The organism is Dickeya ananatis, from assembly GCF_019464615.1.
Taxonomy (GTDB): domain Bacteria; phylum Pseudomonadota; class Gammaproteobacteria; order Enterobacterales; family Enterobacteriaceae; genus Dickeya; species Dickeya oryzae.
Map to the genome: position 1 here is coordinate 1,401,967 of NZ_CP040816.1, position 17,447 is coordinate 1,419,413.

General features: G+C 50.3%; 12 protein-coding genes and 2 tRNA genes. 6 read left to right on the top strand and 8 right to left on the bottom strand.

The annotated features are described in order from the left end of the window. Positions 1-49: 49 nt before the first annotated feature. The gene (locus FGI04_RS06070) at positions 50-451 is read right to left on the bottom strand and encodes a hypothetical protein (RefSeq protein WP_342701135.1); all 402 of its coding nucleotides are present in this window, start codon (positions 449-451) and stop codon (positions 50-52) included. 417 nt (positions 452-868) lie between these two features. Between FGI04_RS06070 and FGI04_RS06075 the strand changes: the two genes are divergently transcribed. Beyond that, positions 869-1,873, top strand: coding sequence for a L,D-transpeptidase family protein (locus FGI04_RS06075; protein ID WP_407336431.1), 1,005 nt, complete (start codon positions 869-871; stop codon positions 1,871-1,873). A gap of 297 nt (positions 1,874-2,170) precedes the next feature. On the opposite strand, the gene FGI04_RS06080 is transcribed toward FGI04_RS06075, so the two are convergent. Beyond that, positions 2,171-2,407 carry a major outer membrane lipoprotein gene (locus FGI04_RS06080; RefSeq protein WP_012769424.1) on the bottom strand — a complete coding sequence of 79 codons (237 nt, stop codon included), beginning with the start codon at positions 2,405-2,407 and terminating at the stop codon, positions 2,171-2,173. Positions 2,408-2,714: 307 nt separating this feature from the next. Then, positions 2,715-4,127 (bottom strand): pyruvate kinase PykF, encoded by a 1,413-nt coding sequence (pykF, locus tag FGI04_RS06085; RefSeq protein WP_253000648.1) that lies wholly within the window; start codon positions 4,125-4,127, stop codon positions 2,715-2,717. Between the two features lie 702 nt (positions 4,128-4,829). Between pykF and licT the strand changes: the two genes are divergently transcribed. The 4 genes from licT (at position 4,830) to FGI04_RS06105 (ending at position 10,952) form a co-directional block, all read left to right on the top strand. Further along, positions 4,830-5,681, top strand: coding sequence for a BglG family transcription antiterminator LicT (gene licT / locus FGI04_RS06090; RefSeq protein WP_407273293.1), 852 nt, complete (start codon positions 4,830-4,832; stop codon positions 5,679-5,681). A 310-nt stretch (positions 5,682-5,991) separates the two neighbouring features. After that, a complete protein-coding gene (bglF, locus tag FGI04_RS06095) occupies positions 5,992-7,959 on the top strand; it encodes a PTS beta-glucoside transporter subunit IIABC (protein WP_407336432.1) in 1,968 nt (655 codons plus the stop codon). Between the two features lie 33 nt (positions 7,960-7,992). Further along, a complete protein-coding gene (locus FGI04_RS06100; protein WP_407336433.1) occupies positions 7,993-9,390 on the top strand; it encodes a glycoside hydrolase family 1 protein in 1,398 nt (465 codons plus the stop codon). 377 nt (positions 9,391-9,767) lie between these two features. Then, positions 9,768-10,952, top strand: a complete 1,185-nt coding sequence (locus FGI04_RS06105; RefSeq protein WP_407336434.1) for an alpha/beta hydrolase — start codon at positions 9,768-9,770, stop codon at positions 10,950-10,952. A gap of 407 nt (positions 10,953-11,359) precedes the next feature. Here FGI04_RS06105 and FGI04_RS06110 read toward each other — a convergent pair whose 3' ends face one another. The 4 genes from FGI04_RS06110 to FGI04_RS06125 all read right to left on the bottom strand — a co-directional run bounded on the left by FGI04_RS06110 (position 11,360) and on the right by FGI04_RS06125 (position 14,800). Beyond that, positions 11,360-12,451 carry an LD-carboxypeptidase gene (locus tag FGI04_RS06110; protein WP_342701129.1) on the bottom strand — a complete coding sequence of 364 codons (1,092 nt, stop codon included), beginning with the start codon at positions 12,449-12,451 and terminating at the stop codon, positions 11,360-11,362. A 630-nt stretch (positions 12,452-13,081) separates the two neighbouring features. Beyond that, positions 13,082-13,158, bottom strand: a tRNA-Val gene (locus FGI04_RS06115). 36 nt (positions 13,159-13,194) lie between these two features. After that, positions 13,195-13,271, bottom strand: a tRNA-Val gene (locus tag FGI04_RS06120). A 155-nt stretch (positions 13,272-13,426) separates the two neighbouring features. After that, entirely contained in the window at positions 13,427-14,800 is a 1,374-nt protein-coding gene (locus FGI04_RS06125; RefSeq protein WP_407336435.1) for an MATE family efflux transporter, read from the bottom strand. A 271-nt stretch (positions 14,801-15,071) separates the two neighbouring features. Here FGI04_RS06125 and FGI04_RS06130 point away from each other — a divergent pair, with 271 nt between their 5' ends. Further along, a complete protein-coding gene (locus tag FGI04_RS06130; RefSeq protein ID WP_342701127.1) occupies positions 15,072-15,728 on the top strand; it encodes a riboflavin synthase subunit alpha in 657 nt (218 codons plus the stop codon). Between the two features lie 144 nt (positions 15,729-15,872). Here the strand turns inward: FGI04_RS06130 and cfa are convergent, their stop codons facing one another. Continuing rightward, positions 15,873-17,024: a cyclopropane fatty acyl phospholipid synthase gene (gene cfa / locus FGI04_RS06135; protein ID WP_407273298.1), complete on the bottom strand. Its 1,152-nt coding sequence runs from the start codon at positions 17,022-17,024 to the stop codon at positions 15,873-15,875. Between the last annotated feature and the right edge of the window lie 423 nt (positions 17,025-17,447).

Here is a 17,447-nt window from a genome sequence, read left to right on the forward strand (position 1 = left end):
TCTGTGTCTTGCCAGGTTTGAGGCCTGGCAGGACAGCGTCTGCTTCCTTTCAGGGAATAAACGCCACCCGTTGCATAAAATCCGCCTGGAAAGCGGTGGCCTTATCCCAGTTACCCATCAGATTGAATTGAGTACAAATGCACCGCAGCGTCTGGTGTGCAAAATAGTAGCTTTGTACCCGGAACAAACGGTCGCGTTCGGCGTTGTTGATTTCATGAATCAGACGCTGATGTAGTTTGATCAGGCTGAACAGATAACTGTTTTCGTCACCGTGCTGTTGACTCAGCTCTGCCATATGAAGCCCCGTCAGGTAGTAGTGGCGCAAATCACTGATATCGCCATCCTCCCGTTCCAGCGATAACTCTGCCAGATAAAACTCCATGGTGGCGTTACGCAGTTGCCGCCGGTAGTCATCAATCTGTGTCTGCAACCAGGCTCGGAACGGAAACATATCGGGCACCTCATTGCGAAATAAGAATCATTATCATATTTTCGAGTGGTTGATCATGCAACGTTTTTGACCCGTGGCTTTGTCTGAGGGAAGGGAATATGAGAGGGGGTAGGGCGGGGCTGACGGTATGAGGGAATATTGTCGGTGACTATTATCCGTTACCTGACGGCGATTCGTACCGACTGAGCGCTATTTCTGCGCTTTGATGTGTCACATTTCGGAATCCATCCGGTGGATTTCCTGCTACCCTGCTTTTATCCTTGGGGCTTTCCAATGACGAAAGAGATTCAACCTATTGATAAGAAATAAGAAAGAAAGTGCCCGCCGGTGGCGATGCTTCCGTGCCTGTGACAGACGCAGACCTGACGCATACTCTGGCGCTCACCCTATCTTCAGAATTACAACAGGAAACTCATAATGAAACGTGCGCTTACCCTGATGGGATTATTGTTTGCATCCTGCCTGACGGGCATACAGCCTGCCAGCGCGACGGAATATACTCTGCCACCCCCAGATAGCCGCCTGATTGGGGAAAATATTAGCTACACCGTACCTAATGATGGTCACCCACTGGAAACCATTGCCGCCAAATTTAAAATTGGTTTGCTGGGGATGTTGGAAGCTAATCCGGGTACCGATCCCTATCTGCCGAAACCTGGCTCCAGCCTGACTATCCCGCTGCAAATGCTGCTGCCGGATACGCCGCGAGAAGGGATAGTGGTAAATCTGGCAGAACTGCGGCTCTACTATTTTCCTAAAGGGAAAAACACCGTCATCGTCTATCCTATCGGCATCGGCCAGCTTGGTCGTAATACACCGGTAATGGTGACCCACGTTATTGAGCGTCGCCCGAATCCGACCTGGATCCCGACCGCGAATACGCGGCGTCATTACAAAGAACAGGGTATTGATTTACCCGCTATGGTACCCGGTGGGCCGGATAACCCGATGGGATTGTTTGCATTGCGGCTGGAGAAAAGCGGCGGGGTGTACTCTATCCACGGCACTAACGCCGATTTTGGTATCGGTATGCGGGTGAGTTCCGGTTGTATCCGCTTGCGCCCGGAAGACATTGAGGCGTTGTTTAATGACGTGCCGGTAGGTACCCGTGTACAGATCATCAATGAGCCTATCAAGATTGCGGTGGAGCCGGATGGGAAACGGTATGTCGAAGTGCATCAGCCGCTGTCTCATACCGATAAAGATGACCCGCAAACCATGCCGATTGCCCTGAACCAGAAAGTGAAGGCCTTTATCCACAATGGTGATACCGATACTGATGCTGTTCATAACGCGATTGTGCGTCGCTCTGGTATGCCGGTGCTGGTCAATACCGGGCAGACTGTTCCTCAGCAACCATCGTCATTGCTACCGCAAAACGCTGCGCCGATATCGGCGGTGAAGACGTCATCGTCACACTAACGGCAACGGGTGTCAGAGCGCCATGTGTGAACGGGCGTTCTGACACAGTCCTCAGTAGTCCTTCAGGTAGATAACCACTCAGAGAGATAACTCATCAGGTGTATAAGCCTTCAGAGGGGGAGCAGGCTCAGTCGCCTCGTCCGAATACACGGGTTTGTCATACAGCGTGAGAGGGTACTGCGCCAGATTGGCGGCACGCATGAGTCTGTGGTGATGTGAGTGGTGAGGGCAGAGGTGTAAAATGAAGGGCAAAAAAAATGGCGCACAGAAGTGCGCCATTTTTCATTCAACCAGTTCTTACTTTTTGTAAGTACGAACCTGGTTGTCCAGGCGCTGGTTAGCACGAGCTGCGTCATCTTTAGCAGCCTGCACGTCGGTAGCCAGAGCGTCAACTTTGCTGGTCAGAGCAGATACTTTCTCGTTCAGAGAAGAAACGTCAGAAGACAGCTGATCCAGTTTAGCGTTGCTGGAGCAACCAGCCAGCAGAGTGGAACCCAGGATTACCGCGCCCAGTACCAGTTTAGTACGATTCATTATTAATACCCTCTAAATTGAGTTAATCTCCATGTAGCGTTACAAGTATTACACAAACCGTTTTCTGATGAGAATAAATTTTTGATGGGAACATGCTTAATTTTGATCGTTCGCTCAAAGAATCATCGAGTTTTACAAACAGGTTAAAAAAGTAAGGAAAACAGGGCCATTTTATCAGAGTCCTGTGGCCTTCATGGCCGTGGATATATCTTTTTTGTCTAACCGATCGTGCTATTTATCATCGCCGTCTATCGCGAAAAATAAAAAAGCGCCCCGTAGGGCGCTTTAAAAAATTCTCATTATCGAATTACAGGCGGTGGACTGACGCGGTATTGGTGGTGCCGCTCGGTACCAGCGCACCGGAAACCATCACAACCACATCGCCTTCCTGCGCTAAACCGCTCTTCAGCGCGGCTTCTTTACCAATGCGGTAGAAATCATCGGTAGAGGCGATTTCTTTCACCAGCATGGTTTCCACACCTTTGCTCAGCAGCAGCTGGCGGGCGGTGATTTCGTTGGTGGTCAGCGCCAGAATGCGAGCCGTTGGGAAGTATTTACGGATAGACTTGGCGGATTTACCGCCATGGGTGGCAACCACGATCAGCGGGGCTTCCAGTTTCTCTGCCGTTTCCACCGCACCGCGGCACACCGCTTCGGTAATGCGCAGTTTGCTGGTGTTTTGCAGTTTATCCAGCCGTGACGTCATGACTCTATCAGTACGTTCGCAGATGGTCGCCATGATGCTGACCGCTTCCAGCGGGTATTTGCCTTTGGCACTCTCGCCAGACAGCATGACGGCGTCGGTACCGTCGATGATGGCGTTGGCAACGTCACCGGCTTCAGCGCGAGTCGGGCGTGGGTTCTTGATCATGGAATCCAGCATCTGCGTCGCGGTGATCACCACTTTGCGAGCCAGGTTGCATTTTTCGATCATCATCTTCTGGGCGAAGATCACTTCTTCAACCGGAATTTCAACACCCAGATCGCCACGGGCAACCATGATGCCATCAGAAGCGTCCAGGATGTCGTCGAAGTTGTTCAGGCCTTCCTGGTTTTCGATCTTGGAAATGATCTGGATGTGCTCGCCACCGTGCTGTTTCAGGTGGGCGCGGATCTCTTCTACGTCAGAACGCTTACGAATAAAGGATGCTGCAACGAAATCGACGCCTTGCTCGCAACCGAAAATCAGGTCACGTTTGTCTTTTTCCGCCAGTGCTGGCAACTGGATGGATACTCCTGGCAGGTTAACCCCTTTGTTCTCGCCGAGGTCGCCGTTGTTCAGTACTTTACACACCACCTCGCCGCCGTTGATCTCGATGACTTCCATGCCAATCAGACCATCGTCGACCAGCACGGTGTTGCCAACGCTCAGGTCATCAGCAAAACCCGCATAAGTGACTGCCACGCGTTCCTTGTTACCGACAACGCTGGTATCGGTGGTGAAAGTAAAAGTCTGGCCCGCGGTCAGAGAAACGTCTGCACCGTTTTCCAGTTTGATGGTACGAATTTCCGGGCCTTTGGTATCCAGCAGGATGGCCGCTTTCTGGCCGGTTTTTTCTGTAATGGCACGCAGATTTTTGATGCGCTGACCATGTTCGGCGTAGTCACCGTGAGAGAAGTTCAGGCGCATGACGTTCATACCGGCGTTCAGCAGCTTGCCCAGTACTTCCTCTGATTCGGTTTTCGGGCCGATAGTACAAACAATTTTGGTCTTTTTCATAACGGTAGTTTCTACAAGTTGTGATGGATAAAAAAACAGGATGACCGGCGGTTAGCTGAGACTGAGACCTGACAGCCGGGGACAATATGTTTGCGATTGCGAGAGAATGAAATGATAAGTATAGATGGTGACAGACGAGGGAGAGTGAAGAAGCACGTGACTGGATATTGCCCATGGTAAGGAGTGGGCGAGGCGGCAATATCCCTGAGGAATAGATTGTTGGTTGTGTTTTTATCAGTGGCACGTGGATTCGCTGAAACCATTCAATGAAACAACGTTCCGTATTATAGTTATCAGGCAAAGAGATACAAGCCGTTGAAGGGATGTATAGCACGTATTTTCGTGCTCTTGCGCAAAAAAATGTACGATTTATTGTTTTTACACAAACTTGTTGCGCAAATGCACGAAAAACACCTAGCTGTCGGTGTGGCGATGGCGCTAAACGCGAGGCGTCAGTGACAGGTCTGACAATAATTTGTCGTGATAATGCTGGCTTTGTGTCGATCCGGTCACGTTTCCATCACCGGGCAGTTGAGCCCTTGTATGCTGGTGGTAAGTTAACATTTGCAGGTTGTACATGGTCAGCGAGAGGGTGGCGTTGTGGCGGTGTGCAGCCCGGGGTTGTTACTGCCGTTGGCAGGCAAAACCAGATGTTCGCGTTGGTTGCGAGCGTCTGGTTTTTTTGTTTTCAGGGGTTGAACAATGAAGATCGCTAAAATACTGAATAATAATGTCGTCACAGTCATCGATGAGCAGGGTAACGAACAGGTCGTGATGGGGCGAGGACTGGCATTTAAAAAACGGCCGGGCGAGATGCTGGACACCACCCTTGTCGAGAAGGTTTTTTCTTTGCGGAGCAGCGAACTGACCGCGCGTCTGAGTGATGTGCTGGAGCGTATTCCACTGGAGGTGGTGACGACGGCGGATCGTATCATCGCGCTGGCAAAAGAAAAGCTGACCGGAAACCTGCAAAACAGCCTCTACATCTCGCTGACCGACCACTGCCATTTTGCCATTGAACGGCATCGACAAGGCGTGGATATCCCTAATGGACTGCTGTGGGAAGTAAAACGGTTGTATCAAAAAGAGTTTGCCGTCGGGCTGGACGCGCTGGACATCATTCACCAGCGTTTGGGGGTGCGGCTGCCGGAGGATGAGGCGGGTTTTATTGCATTGCACCTGGTGAACGCACAATTGGACAGCCATATGCCGGAAGTGATGCGTATCACTCGCATCATGCAGGAGATACTGAATATTGTTAAGTACCATCTCCATCTTGACTATAACGAGCAGGCGTTCAGCTATCATCGCTTTGTCACCCACCTGAAGTTTTTTGCCCAGCGTTTATTGGGGCGTATACCGGTTTCCAGTGAAGATGAGTCGCTACACGATGTGGTAAAAGAGAAATACAGTCTGGCGTATCGGTGTGCCGAGAAAATTCAGGATCACATGATACTGAATTACCAGTATCAGCTAACAAAAGAAGAGCTGATGTTTCTGACTATTCACATTGAGCGGGTGCGTGCTGAATTACAGGAACAGGCGAAAAAATAAATGCTGGCATCGAGCAACAGAAGAGTGCGTGACATCACAAAATAGCCGATGACCGGTGCGAAACGCTTGTCAGAATACACTACGCTGGTAGTCTGTAATGTAAGAAATATGGATTGCGACTGTATATCCCACTAAGGAGAATACAGGCAAAACCTGAACCGTTTTTTGCGAGCGTTACGCCGCAATGAAACGGTTCAGGTTTTTTTTTGCCGCGAACCCGGGTGCGCTGACATCAAGGTTTACTGATAGTGTAGAGCGCAGCCACTCAGCAGTTTGCTTCGGGCATGGACTGAGCATTAAGGATATCACCATGAATTACGAAACATTAGCCAGTGAGATAAAAGAGGGCGTAGGGGGTCAGGATAATATTATTAGCGTGATCCATTGCGCCACACGCTTGCGGTTTAAATTAAAAAATAATGCTGCTGCCCATGCGGATGCCCTGAAAAATAATCCCGGCATTATTATGGTGGTGGAAAGCGGTGGGCAGTTTCAGGTCGTGGTGGGTAATCAGGTCGCTGAGGTCTATCAGGCATTACTATCGCTTGATGGTATGGCGCGTTTTAGCGACCCATCTGCCTCGTCAGAAGAGAAGAAAGAGAACCTGCTAGCCCGTTTTATCGATATTATTTCCAGTATTTTTACGCCCTTTGTCGGTGTGATGGCGGCAATGGGGATCCTGAAAGGGTTTTTGGCGCTGGGCATTGCCACCCAGATAATCGTGGAGAGTAGCGGCACCTATAAATTGTTGTTTGCCGCCAGTGATGCGCTGTTCTATTTTTTCCCGATTGTGCTGGGGTATACCGCGGGCAAGAAATTTGGCGGCAACCCGTTTACGACACTGGTGATTGGCGCCACGCTGGTTCACCCCAGTATGATCGCCGCTTTTAGCGCCATGCAGGCACCCGATCATCCGATACTCCATTTTTTGGGTCTCCCGATAACCTTCATTAACTACAGTTCGTCGGTCATTCCGATCCTGTTCGCCAGTTGGGTGTCTTGCAAACTGGAAAAACCGTTGAACCATTGGCTACACGCCAATATTCGCAATTTCTTCACGCCGCTGCTGTGTGTTGCCATTAGCGTCCCTCTGACATTTTTAGTGATTGGTCCCAGTGCCACCTGGCTTAGCCAGATGCTGTCGGGCGGGTATCAATGGTTGTATGGGTTGAACTCGATGCTGGCTGGTGCAGTCATGGGGGCATTTTGGCAGGTGTGCGTGATTTTCGGTCTGCACTGGGGGTTTGTGCCGCTGATGCTGAATAACCTGAGCGTGATGGGGCATGACACGCTGCTGCCGTTGTTGACGCCAGCGGTACTCGGCCAGGCTGGTGCGACGCTTGGCGTACTACTGCGCACTCGCGACATGAAGCGCAAAGGCATTGCCGGATCGGCGTTTTCCGCCGCAATTTTCGGTATCACTGAACCGGCGGTATACGGTGTGACCTTACCACTACGCCGTCCTTTCATCTTTGGTTGCATCGGGGGGGCGGTGGGCGCGGCGGTCATGGGGTATTTCCACACCACCATCTATTCGTTTGGTTTCCCGAGTATTTTTACTTTTACCCAGATCATTCCGTCGACCGGTGTAGATAGCAGCGTCTGGGCGGCTGTTATCGGAACACTGGCAGCGTTCATATTCGCGGCGGTAACCAGTTGGGCATTCGGCATACCGAAAGACGACGCACAAGAGGCGGTGGTGGAAAGTACAACGCGACCCGCCGCGACACCGGATCACACCGGTGTGGTTCACGATGAACCCGTTACTCGTGATGAACCCTTGACCCGTGATGACGCCTTGACTCGTGGCGAAAACCGGGTGTACGCGGAAGAACTGTGTAGTCCGTTGGTGGGTGAGGTCGCGCCGTTAGCGCAGGTCACCGATCGCACCTTTGCCAGCGGCGTGATGGGCAAAGGGGTTGCTATCCGGCCTTTGCAGGGGCGGCTCTGTGCGCCGGTAGACGGCACCGTCATGTCAGTGTTTAAGACCCACCACGCCATTGGTCTGGCATCAAGGGGCGGCGCAGAAATATTGATACACGTTGGTATTGATACTGTCCGGCTGGATGGCCGCTACTTTACTCCGCATGTGCGTGTCGGTGATGTGGTGCGGCGAGGTGATCTGTTGCTGGAGTTTGATGGCCCGGCGATTGAGGCGGCAGGATACGACCTTACCACGCCGATAGTGATTACCAATAGTGAGAATTATCAAGGGGTAACGCCCATCGCCAGTGGCAAGGTCGATACCAATACACCGCTGCTACAGCTGGTATGTTGAATAATGCATGAATAGCGATACAGGAGATCAGTGATGAGTAATCCTTTCCCGGAACACTTTTTATGGGGCGGTGCGATTGCCGCCAACCAGGTGGAAGGTGCCTATCTGACGGATGGAAAAGGGCTTTCCACCTCAGATTTACAGCCTCAGGGGATTTTCGGCAATATTGTGGAGCGCCAGCCCGGCGACAGCGGTATTAAAGATGTGGCGATCGATTTCTATCATCGTTACCCGCAAGATATCGCGTTGTTTGCTGAAATGGGCTTTACCTGCCTGCGTGTATCCATTGCCTGGACACGTATTTTTCCCGAGGGAGATGAGCTGGAACCGAATGAAGCGGGGCTGGCATTTTACGATCGGCTGTTTGATGAGCTGGCAAAACACGGTATTCAGCCATTAGTGACGTTGTCACATTATGAAATGCCGTATGGACTGGTGAAAAAGCATGGTGGCTGGGGTAATCGTCTGACCATCGATTGTTTTGAGCGGTATGCCCGCACGGTGTTTGCGCGTTACCAGCATAAGGTGAAGCGTTGGCTGACATTCAATGAGATCAACATGTCGCTCCACGCGCCTTTTACCGGTGTTGGGTTACCGTCAGACAGCAGCAAGGCGGCGATTTATCAGGCTATCCATCATCAACTGGTTGCGAGTGCCAGAGCAGTGAAAGCCTGTCACGAACTCATCCCGGACGCGAAAATCGGCAATATGCTGCTGGGGGCGATGCTCTACCCGCTGACCAGCAAACCGGAAGATGTGATGGAAAGCCTGCACCAGAACCGGGAATGGCTCTTCTTCGGTGATGTGCAGGTACGTGGTGCGTACCCTGGATATATGCAGCGTTATTTCCGTGAGCAGGGTATTACGCTGATGATTACGGAACAGGACAAGCAGGATCTGACCGCCACCGTCGATTTTATTTCGTTTAGCTATTATATGACCGGCTGTGTCAGCACCGATGAGGCGCAACTTGAAAAAACGCGTGGCAATATTTTGAATATGGTGCCGAACCCCTATTTGGAAAGTTCTGAATGGGGTTGGCAGATTGATCCCCTAGGGTTGCGGTATTTACTGAATTTCTTGTACGACCGCTATCAAAAGCCATTATTTATTGTTGAGAATGGCCTGGGAGCGAAAGATAAAATCGAAGACAATGGCGAAATACACGATGATTATCGTATCCGTTATTTAAATGCTCATCTGGTGCAGGTTAGCGAAGCGATTGCCGATGGCGTGGAGGTAGTAGGGTATACCTGCTGGGGGCCAATTGACCTGGTCAGTGCCTCAAAAGCGGAAATGTCAAAGCGCTACGGTTTTATTTATGTTGATCGTGATGATACTGGCAAGGGAACGCTGGAACGGCGGCGTAAAAAGAGCTTCTATTGGTATCAGTCCGTTATTGCCAGCCACGGAAAAACGCTGACACGCTAACAAAACGACGACCCGATCATCGTCGGGAATATTCACGTTGCAGGCGTGCAGGTATACCTGCAACGTGCACATGACAGTTATTTTTAGCGATAGCATCATGCTCTCAATCCTTTCTGTTTTGGGGGGCGAAAACATGTACCTGCAAATAATGTTTCCATTTTTATCACGCCAATCAGAGCGTGCTTTATTGTCGATAAGCGTGTGAAAAATAATGTTGGCGGCATAACGAAAACCGCTACGCCGATCGCGGACAATCCTGCGCCCGCTACCGTAGCATCGTCAACTGGCAGCCGGGCGTCCATCACGTTACATGAACTTGCGCCGTTTTATTGACACAGCGTGTTTCTTTTCCCTGCACCGACAAAAAGAGGTTAATAATGAAAACCAGGAAAACCTGTCTGTACCTGTTGTTCTCTGCACTGAGCATCTCGGCACCACTGACGGCGTTAGCCGCCTCGGGGGCTATCCCGGAACTACCGCGTGTTGATGTGCCGACGAAACAGTATTTGTCACAGGTAAACGCGGATAACAGTATTACGTTTCGGTTGTTTGCACCGGCGGCGAAATCGGTGAGTGTCGTGACCGGTGCAACGCCTGAAACCTGGGTTGCCCACCCGATGGTAAAAAACGATCTGGGTATCTGGTCGTGGCGTAGCGAGCCAAAGCAGCCCAACCTGTATGAGTATTTTTTTAATGTGGATGGTTTTCGCAGTATTGATACCGGTTCCGCTTTCCCCAAACCGCAGCGTCAGGTCAATACCAGTATGATTCTGGTACCCGGTAGCGTGCTGGATACACGGGCGGTGCCACATGGTGAACTGCGTACAGTGACCTACCATTCAGCGTCGCTGAAATCAGAACGGCAGATTTATGTCTGGACGCCACCGGGATACACCGGTACCGGTAAGCCGCTGCCCGTGTTGTATTTCTATCATGGGTTTGGTGATGCCGGGGATTCTGCCGTCAGACAAGGGCGTATCCCCCAGATCATGGATAACCTGCTGGCGGAGAAAAAAATCACGCCGATGCTGGTGGTGATCCCGGATACCGAAACCGATGCGAAAGACGCGATTGCGGAAGATTTTTTGCCGAAAGATCGACGTAAGGTGTTCTATCCGCGTAATGCCGCCGCCGCTGATCGCGAGCTGATCCATGACATTATTCCGCTGGTCAGCGAGCGCTTCAATGCACGTCGGGATGCGGATGGCCGTGCGCTGGCCGGGTTGTCTCAGGGGGGATATCAGGCATTGGTGTCCGGCATGAGTCATCTGGATTATTTCGGCTGGCTGGCAACTTTTAGCGGTGTGACGACGGAAACCGTGCCGAATGCACAGGTCACCGCACAACTGGGGAATGCCGCTGCTATCAATCGGCAACTGCATAATTTCAGCGTAGCCGTGGGTGAAAAAGATACCGTGACCGGTAAAGATATCGCTGGGTTGAAAGCGCAACTGGAGCAGAAAGGTGTTAAATTTGATTACCGGCAATACCCTGGTTTAGGGCATGAAATGGACGTCTGGCGTCCGGCCTATATCGAGTTTGTGCAGAAGATATTTAAATAACCGAAATACCCGTCAGGCACCGAAACGGGTGGGGTATCCTGCCCGTTTCGGTATCTAAACACCAATGACATTGTTTTCGAGAGCAAGCAACACAGAATCCGCACAGTAATACCGATGGATGCTCTGCCATATCTGATACAAATTTTGCCCGTATTTTACTATTGAGCAGTCTGAGTTGAGTCCCATCAGTTAGCTAAATAGCTATTTAGTCGGTTGCACCGAATATTTCATCCTGGTCTCCTACATATCGGTAGATGGTGTAAGTTGGAAATAGGGTGACGTTTATTAACTATCGGGGCAACTTGTTGTGGTGCAGGTCGGCGATTTTAGACTCGTTGGTACCGTGATGGTTGTGCCGAAAAAATGTTGTGCCAGGTGGTGATCGTTGTGGATGTTGTACGCCTAATCTAATGCCGATAAAGGGGAGGTTGTTTAAGGCTGCAATACTCATATTTTATATTGCAATCTATCTCTAATCTTTTCGAAAGAATAAAGGGTGTGTTCGTGTACCCATGCCCGAATTCTGGGTAGTAATATACGGGGTAATTCGCTTTTTTTGCAAAATTGCTGATGGCATATTTATATATTTCTTTATCTTTGTTATCCATGTCATCCTTGTAAAACTGTCCAAAAATTATTGCTTTAGGGTGGAAGTTTCTCTTATAGAGCAGTTGATGTAATGTTCGGTCAAGTTGTCGTGGGTTTTCATTAACATCTTCTAATAACAAGATTTTTTTTGAGTAATTCTCTTCATATTTTGTTGAAAAAAATGACTGCACTAGCGTCAGATTGCCACCGCTTGCAACCCCTATGGCTCCGGCATAAGCGACGGAATTCATCGGTGAAACTCCACTGTATGTACTGCCTTTAAAAATGGCAGCAAGTGTGTCATTAATGCTGCTATACATATTAATCTTGCTTCCGTCTATAGCATGCATCTCCATATTATAAGATGCGAGAATCCCGTGAACACTTGGCCATTTTATTACATTGTTAACATAATAATGTATTGCAGTGACATCGCTGAATCCGATAAGTACCTTAGGCGTTGATTTGGCAATTTCTTCTTTTTTTTCATAGAGGTAAGGGTATAAATTAAGGGCGCCCGCTCCCCCTCTTACAAACCAGAGGTACTTTACTTTATCGTCTGTCATGGCCTTAATCAATGTATCCGCACGGGCTTTATCGGTGTCTGTATAGCCTAATGGCGTCGGATTTTGATGGAGATAAGTTGTGTCAATACTATATCCAGAAGAGGAAAATGCTTTTTTTATTTCTGGGATGATGCTCTCATCATACTGAGAAGAGATTGATATGAGATATATTAATTTATCAGATGAAAGAACACCATCCTGGTTTGGTTTTTCACAGCAAGGTTGTGATAGCTTTATATGAGAAGAACTGGCGACAGCTGAATCATTAAAAATAAGTGATGTCGAACTCGCCAATATAAACATTAACGAAAGCCTCATTTTTTTCTCCATGTAATTAATGCTCATTCGATGATCATTAATATAGCAAGGTTTATAATCGACGTAACAGCATTCGGATAAATCTCACTGAATGTTTCCATTAATGAATGTTTCCATTGAGCCGTGCGTTCGAGGTCACCTTTCTTATTTTTTACTTTATATTTTATCGACCAGTGTCTTATCTTTATCCCAGATATTATTTCATGAAAAACAATGTACATTAAATTACACAATTTTAAATTACGATCTTTAACTGCGCGGAATAGGCTAAACAACGCGGCCTACCCCCAAGCATTGTCGTTGTTGTAACCTAACTAACACACCTCTCCATCATCAATGGTGAAGGAAGGTGTTGCCTTGCTTATTATCCACGCACGGTCCGCTGTAATGTTTAGCAATTCCATTATGGGTCACTACATCGGGTATGTTCATCGCTCCGGATTATGAGTCAGAGCTGGATTCTGGGTTCCCGGCAGTACCGCTTGACAGTAACAATCTGGGATCGAATTCACTCGTATTCAAGATGAACTTAATACGTGGATTTAAAATCGCTGGATTGGGGGGTATTTCGATAGATTTCACTGGAACAAAAGAAGATGGAGATTTTCTGCTGTTCCACGCACTGTAGACGTCAGTGTACGATTATAGAACATGAAATGGTGCGACCGAGTGGACTCGAACCACCGACCCCCACCATGTCAAGGTGGTGCTCTAACCAACTGAGCTACGGTCGCAACGTGCACATTAGCGTAAGGCTAATGCCTGAAAAATGGTGCGTTCAATTGGACTCGAACCAACGACCCCCACCATGTCAAGGTGGTGCTCTAACCAACTGAGCTATGAACGCATTATTTTTATCAGTCGCTGTCAGGGCGACAGCGGGGACGAATATTAACGGGCTGGATGGACGCTTGCAAGGAGAAAAACGCAAAATTCCCGTTGTATCTCACTGATTGACGAGCTTGTAGACAGAGCGCCGCTTTTTTCGGCGCTCTGACGTCTTTATCGTGCGGCTCGTGCCAGAATACGATCTGGCGACTGGCGCTGTACCCAGCGTATCCGCAGTACCATCATGGTGGCGGAGGAGGTCAGGCCGATGATAAATCCCCACCAGAATCCCGCAGGCCCCATACGTGGCACCACGATGTCGGTTAGCGCCAGCACATAACCACTGGGCAACCCCAGCAACCAGTAAGCGATGAACGTGATGAAGAAGATAGCGCGCGTATCCTTGTAGCCACGTAAGACGCCACTGCCGATGGTCTGCACGGCATCAGAAATCTGATAGACCGCTGCCAGCAGCATCAAATGCGATGCCATCGCCACGACATCCGGGTTTTTGTTGTACAGCATGGCGATAGGTTCACGCAGCGTAATAGTAAAGATAGCGGTGCATATAGCCAGCAACACACCGGCCGCAATACTGGTGCGTGCCGCCACCCGGGCGGCGGGTGCCGAGCCTTCTCCCAGGCGGTGGCCGACACGAATGGTTGCGGCAACACCCACCGACAACGGCAGTACGAACATCAGTGAACTGAAATTAAGCGCAATCTGGTGTCCTGCCACATTCACGACCCCGAGTGGCAACACCAGCAGGGCGACGATGGCGAATAATGTCACTTCAAATAACATCGCCAGTGCTATCGGCAACCCCAGACCGGACAAACGCCGGAGTACCGTCCAATCCGGCTTTAACGGGGTGTTGAACCGGCGGATATCTTTCAGCCAGTAAGCGTGGCGGGAATATATCGCCATCATCAGCATCATTATCCAGTATACGGAGGCCGTCGCCACGCCACAGCCGACACCACCCAGTTCCGGCATGCCGAGTTTACCGTGGATAAACACGTAGTTGATGGGGATGTTAATCAACAGGCCGATAAAGCCGATCACCATACCTGGCTTGGTTTTGGATAGTCCTTCGCACTGACTGCGCAATACCTGATAGAACAGATAACCGGGCGCGCCCCACAGCAACGCATGCAGATAATTCACCGCTTTGTCAGCCAGCTCCGGCGCGCCGTCATGCATCAGGTTGATCGCGTATTTCCCCTGATAAAGCACCACCATGGTCAGGATGGAAATGCCTGTCGCCAGCAGAAAGGCTTGCTGGGTTTGATGCGCGATGCGGTCTCGACGTCCGGAACCGTTGAGGTTCGCTACGACGGGGGTTAGCGCCATCAGCAAACCGTGGCCGAACAGAATGACAGGCAACCAGATGGATGTCCCTACGGCTACGGCGGCCATATCCGTGGCGCTGTAGGAGCCTGCCATGATGGTATCCACCACACCCATTGAGGTTTGTGATACTTGCGCGATGATGACCGGAATAGCCAGCGCCAGCAAATGACAGGCTTCTGATAAGTACTTCTGCACGAAAACACCTTCCTAATGCAGGATGGAGAGAGATCTCTAATGAGGAGAGAAAGGCAATCATCCTTTATTTTTACGAAAAAAGATGAAGTATTGTAACTATTTGCCAACAGTAAACCAATGATTGACTGACAGAGAATGATCCCGTTTGGTTTTCCTGATGATATGGTGCAAACTGCCAGACATAAGTGAACGTCGCCACTGTCGGGCGTCGGCTGCTCCGCTGTCATGGGGCGTTCACGCCTATTACTGATTAGGAGGCAAGCTCAACACCATGTTTACCGGTATTGTTCAGGGCACGGCGACCGTCGTGTCCGTCGATGAAAAACCCAATTTCCGCACCCATGTCGTTCAACTGCCCCCCGAACTGTTGCCGGGACTGGAAACGGGCGCATCCGTAGCACACAACGGTTGCTGTCTGACTGTCACCCATATCGACGGTGATCGGGTGAGTTTTGATCTGATCAAAGAGACTCTGCGGTTGACCAATCTGGGTGACGTGAAAGTCGGCGATCGGGTTAATGTGGAGCGTGCAGCCAAATATGGCGATGAGATTGGCGGGCATGTCATGTCTGGTCATATCATGTGTACAGCAGAAATAGTGAAAATTCTGACATCGGAAAATAATCATCAGATTTGGTTCCGCTTGTCTGATGAATCGCAGATGAAATATGTGTTGCACAAAGGATTTATTGGTATTGACGGTATCAGCCTGACGGTCGGTGAAGTGACCCGCAGTCGTTTCTGTGTACACCTGATTCCAGAAACCCTGCAACGCACGACACTGGGGCAAAAACGACTGGGCGACCGTATCAATATCGAAATTGACCCGCAGACTCAGGCTATTATCGACACGGTTGAGCGTGTTATGGCTCGTCAGGCAGAGCAACAACAAGCGCTGGCGGCAGAGCTTGCCGCGAAGAGTGAATAGTTGGGGGAATAAAAGGCGTCTGAGTACGCGTTATTCCTGTTATTCATAATAAAAACCGGCAGCCTGACTGCCGGTTTTTGTTTGTAGATGTTCCCTCGTGGGCGAGAGCGGTGGGGGAGCGTGGGCGATATGCCGCCCACCCAGTCATCGCGCCACGCGCATGCCGCCTTCAATTCCTTCGACACTGAATAACACCTGCCAGAGTTGGATGTTGCGTGCGCGAAACGCGCCAGCACAGGCGTTAAGGTAATAACTGAACATCCGCCGGAAGCGCTCGGGGTAGCGTGCTGACAAGGTGGGCCAGTGCTGCTGGAAGCGCTCGTGCCAGGCCATAAGGGTTCGGTCATAGTCCGCGCCGAAATTGTGCCAGTCTTCCATGACCAGATAAGGCTCGCTGTGCTGGGCGATATGCTGCACTGAGGGTAAACAGCCATTAGGGAAGATGTATTTGTCTATCCAGGCATCAACCTTCAGGCTGGTTTCGTTTGCGCCAATGGTATGCAACAGGAACAGGCCGGTGGATTTGAGGTTTTTTCTGACCACCTGGAAGTAGGTATCGTAATTTTTCGGGCCGACATGTTCGAACATGCCGACGGAAACGATACGGTCAAACTGCCGATTCAGATCGCGGTAGTCCTGTAGCAGAATGGTGACATCCAAATCCTGACAGCGCTGCTGCGCCAATGCCTGTTGCTCGCGGGAGATAGTCACACCGGTTACGCTAACACCGTAATGGCGGGCGGCAAATTCAGCCAGACCGCCCCAGCCGCAGCCGATATCCAGCAGTGTCATCCCGCGGCGTAACTGCAATTTCTCGCAAATGAGGCGCAGCTTATCTTGTTGTGCCTGCTCCAGGGTTTCGGCTTGTTTCCAGTAACCACAGGAGTACTGCATGTACGGGTCTAGCATCAGGCTAAAAAGATCATTACCGAGGTCGTAATGCTCCTTACCCACAATCCATGCCCGCCGACGCGATTGCAGATTGGTCAGGCGCGCCATCAGTATCCGTAGCGTATCCTGCCAACGCTGGGGCAGTTGCTTCTCCAGCCCGGCGCGTATCGCACGGTGGAAAAACATGTCCAGCCGTTCACATTCCCACCAGCCATCCATGTAACTTTCGCCCAGACCCAGTGACCCGTCACGCAATATGCGCTTGTACAGTTCAGGGTTTTTGACCTGAATATCAAACGGTCGCGAACCGTTAATGGCGATATCAGCGGCCGATAACATTTCATTAACCAGTTGGAACCAGGGTTGACTGGGGGTACCCAGATCCTCCACATAAGATGAACTCATAACTTCTCCCTACCTTGCCAGATACATGCGTTATACGGGATAAACCAGACAACTATGGCGATGGGGAGGGTATTCGATGTACCCATTCCACACGTCATCGTCTATCCCTGAGAGCCTCAGAGGAAAATAAGAGACAAGCCGACACGAAAGGCGTCTACCCCGGCCGTGACAAACGGTGCAACAGTCATTAGTGGGGTAGAAAAAGTAAGGCGATGCGTACTGCTAAAAGCATCGTCTGATCATGGTTATTGTCGTCAATGACAGTGACAAGTGTATGACTGCTTTAACCCGTCGACAAGATTCATCGGGCTAAAGCAGCACATTGCGTTCTATATTAGGGTGCCAGGGAGGCACGCTTTGGCGCTTTACAGCGCGGTATGGCGGCGGTTGACACACCTGCGAGTGATAACGAAATCGTCTGGC

Excerpts from the sequence above, each read along its gene's own strand:
- FGI04_RS06070 (WP_342701135.1), bottom strand. The coding sequence starts at position 451 with ATGTTTCCGTTCCGAGCCTGGTTGCAGACACAGATTGATGACTACCGG.
- FGI04_RS06075 (WP_407336431.1), top strand. The coding sequence starts at position 869 with ATGAAACGTGCGCTTACCCTGATGGGATTATTGTTTGCATCCTGCCTG.
- FGI04_RS06080 (WP_012769424.1), bottom strand. The coding sequence starts at position 2,407 with ATGAATCGTACTAAACTGGTACTGGGCGCGGTAATCCTGGGTTCCACT.
- pykF (WP_253000648.1), bottom strand. The coding sequence starts at position 4,127 with ATGAAAAAGACCAAAATTGTTTGTACTATCGGCCCGAAAACCGAATCA.
- licT (WP_407273293.1), top strand. The coding sequence starts at position 4,830 with ATGAAGATCGCTAAAATACTGAATAATAATGTCGTCACAGTCATCGAT.
- bglF (WP_407336432.1), top strand. The coding sequence starts at position 5,992 with ATGAATTACGAAACATTAGCCAGTGAGATAAAAGAGGGCGTAGGGGGT.
- FGI04_RS06100 (WP_407336433.1), top strand. The coding sequence starts at position 7,993 with ATGAGTAATCCTTTCCCGGAACACTTTTTATGGGGCGGTGCGATTGCC.
- FGI04_RS06105 (WP_407336434.1), top strand. The coding sequence starts at position 9,768 with ATGAAAACCAGGAAAACCTGTCTGTACCTGTTGTTCTCTGCACTGAGC.
- FGI04_RS06110 (WP_342701129.1), bottom strand. The coding sequence starts at position 12,451 with ATGAGCATTAATTACATGGAGAAAAAAATGAGGCTTTCGTTAATGTTT.
- FGI04_RS06130 (WP_342701127.1), top strand. The coding sequence starts at position 15,072 with ATGTTTACCGGTATTGTTCAGGGCACGGCGACCGTCGTGTCCGTCGAT.
- cfa (WP_407273298.1), bottom strand. The coding sequence starts at position 17,024 with ATGAGTTCATCTTATGTGGAGGATCTGGGTACCCCCAGTCAACCCTGG.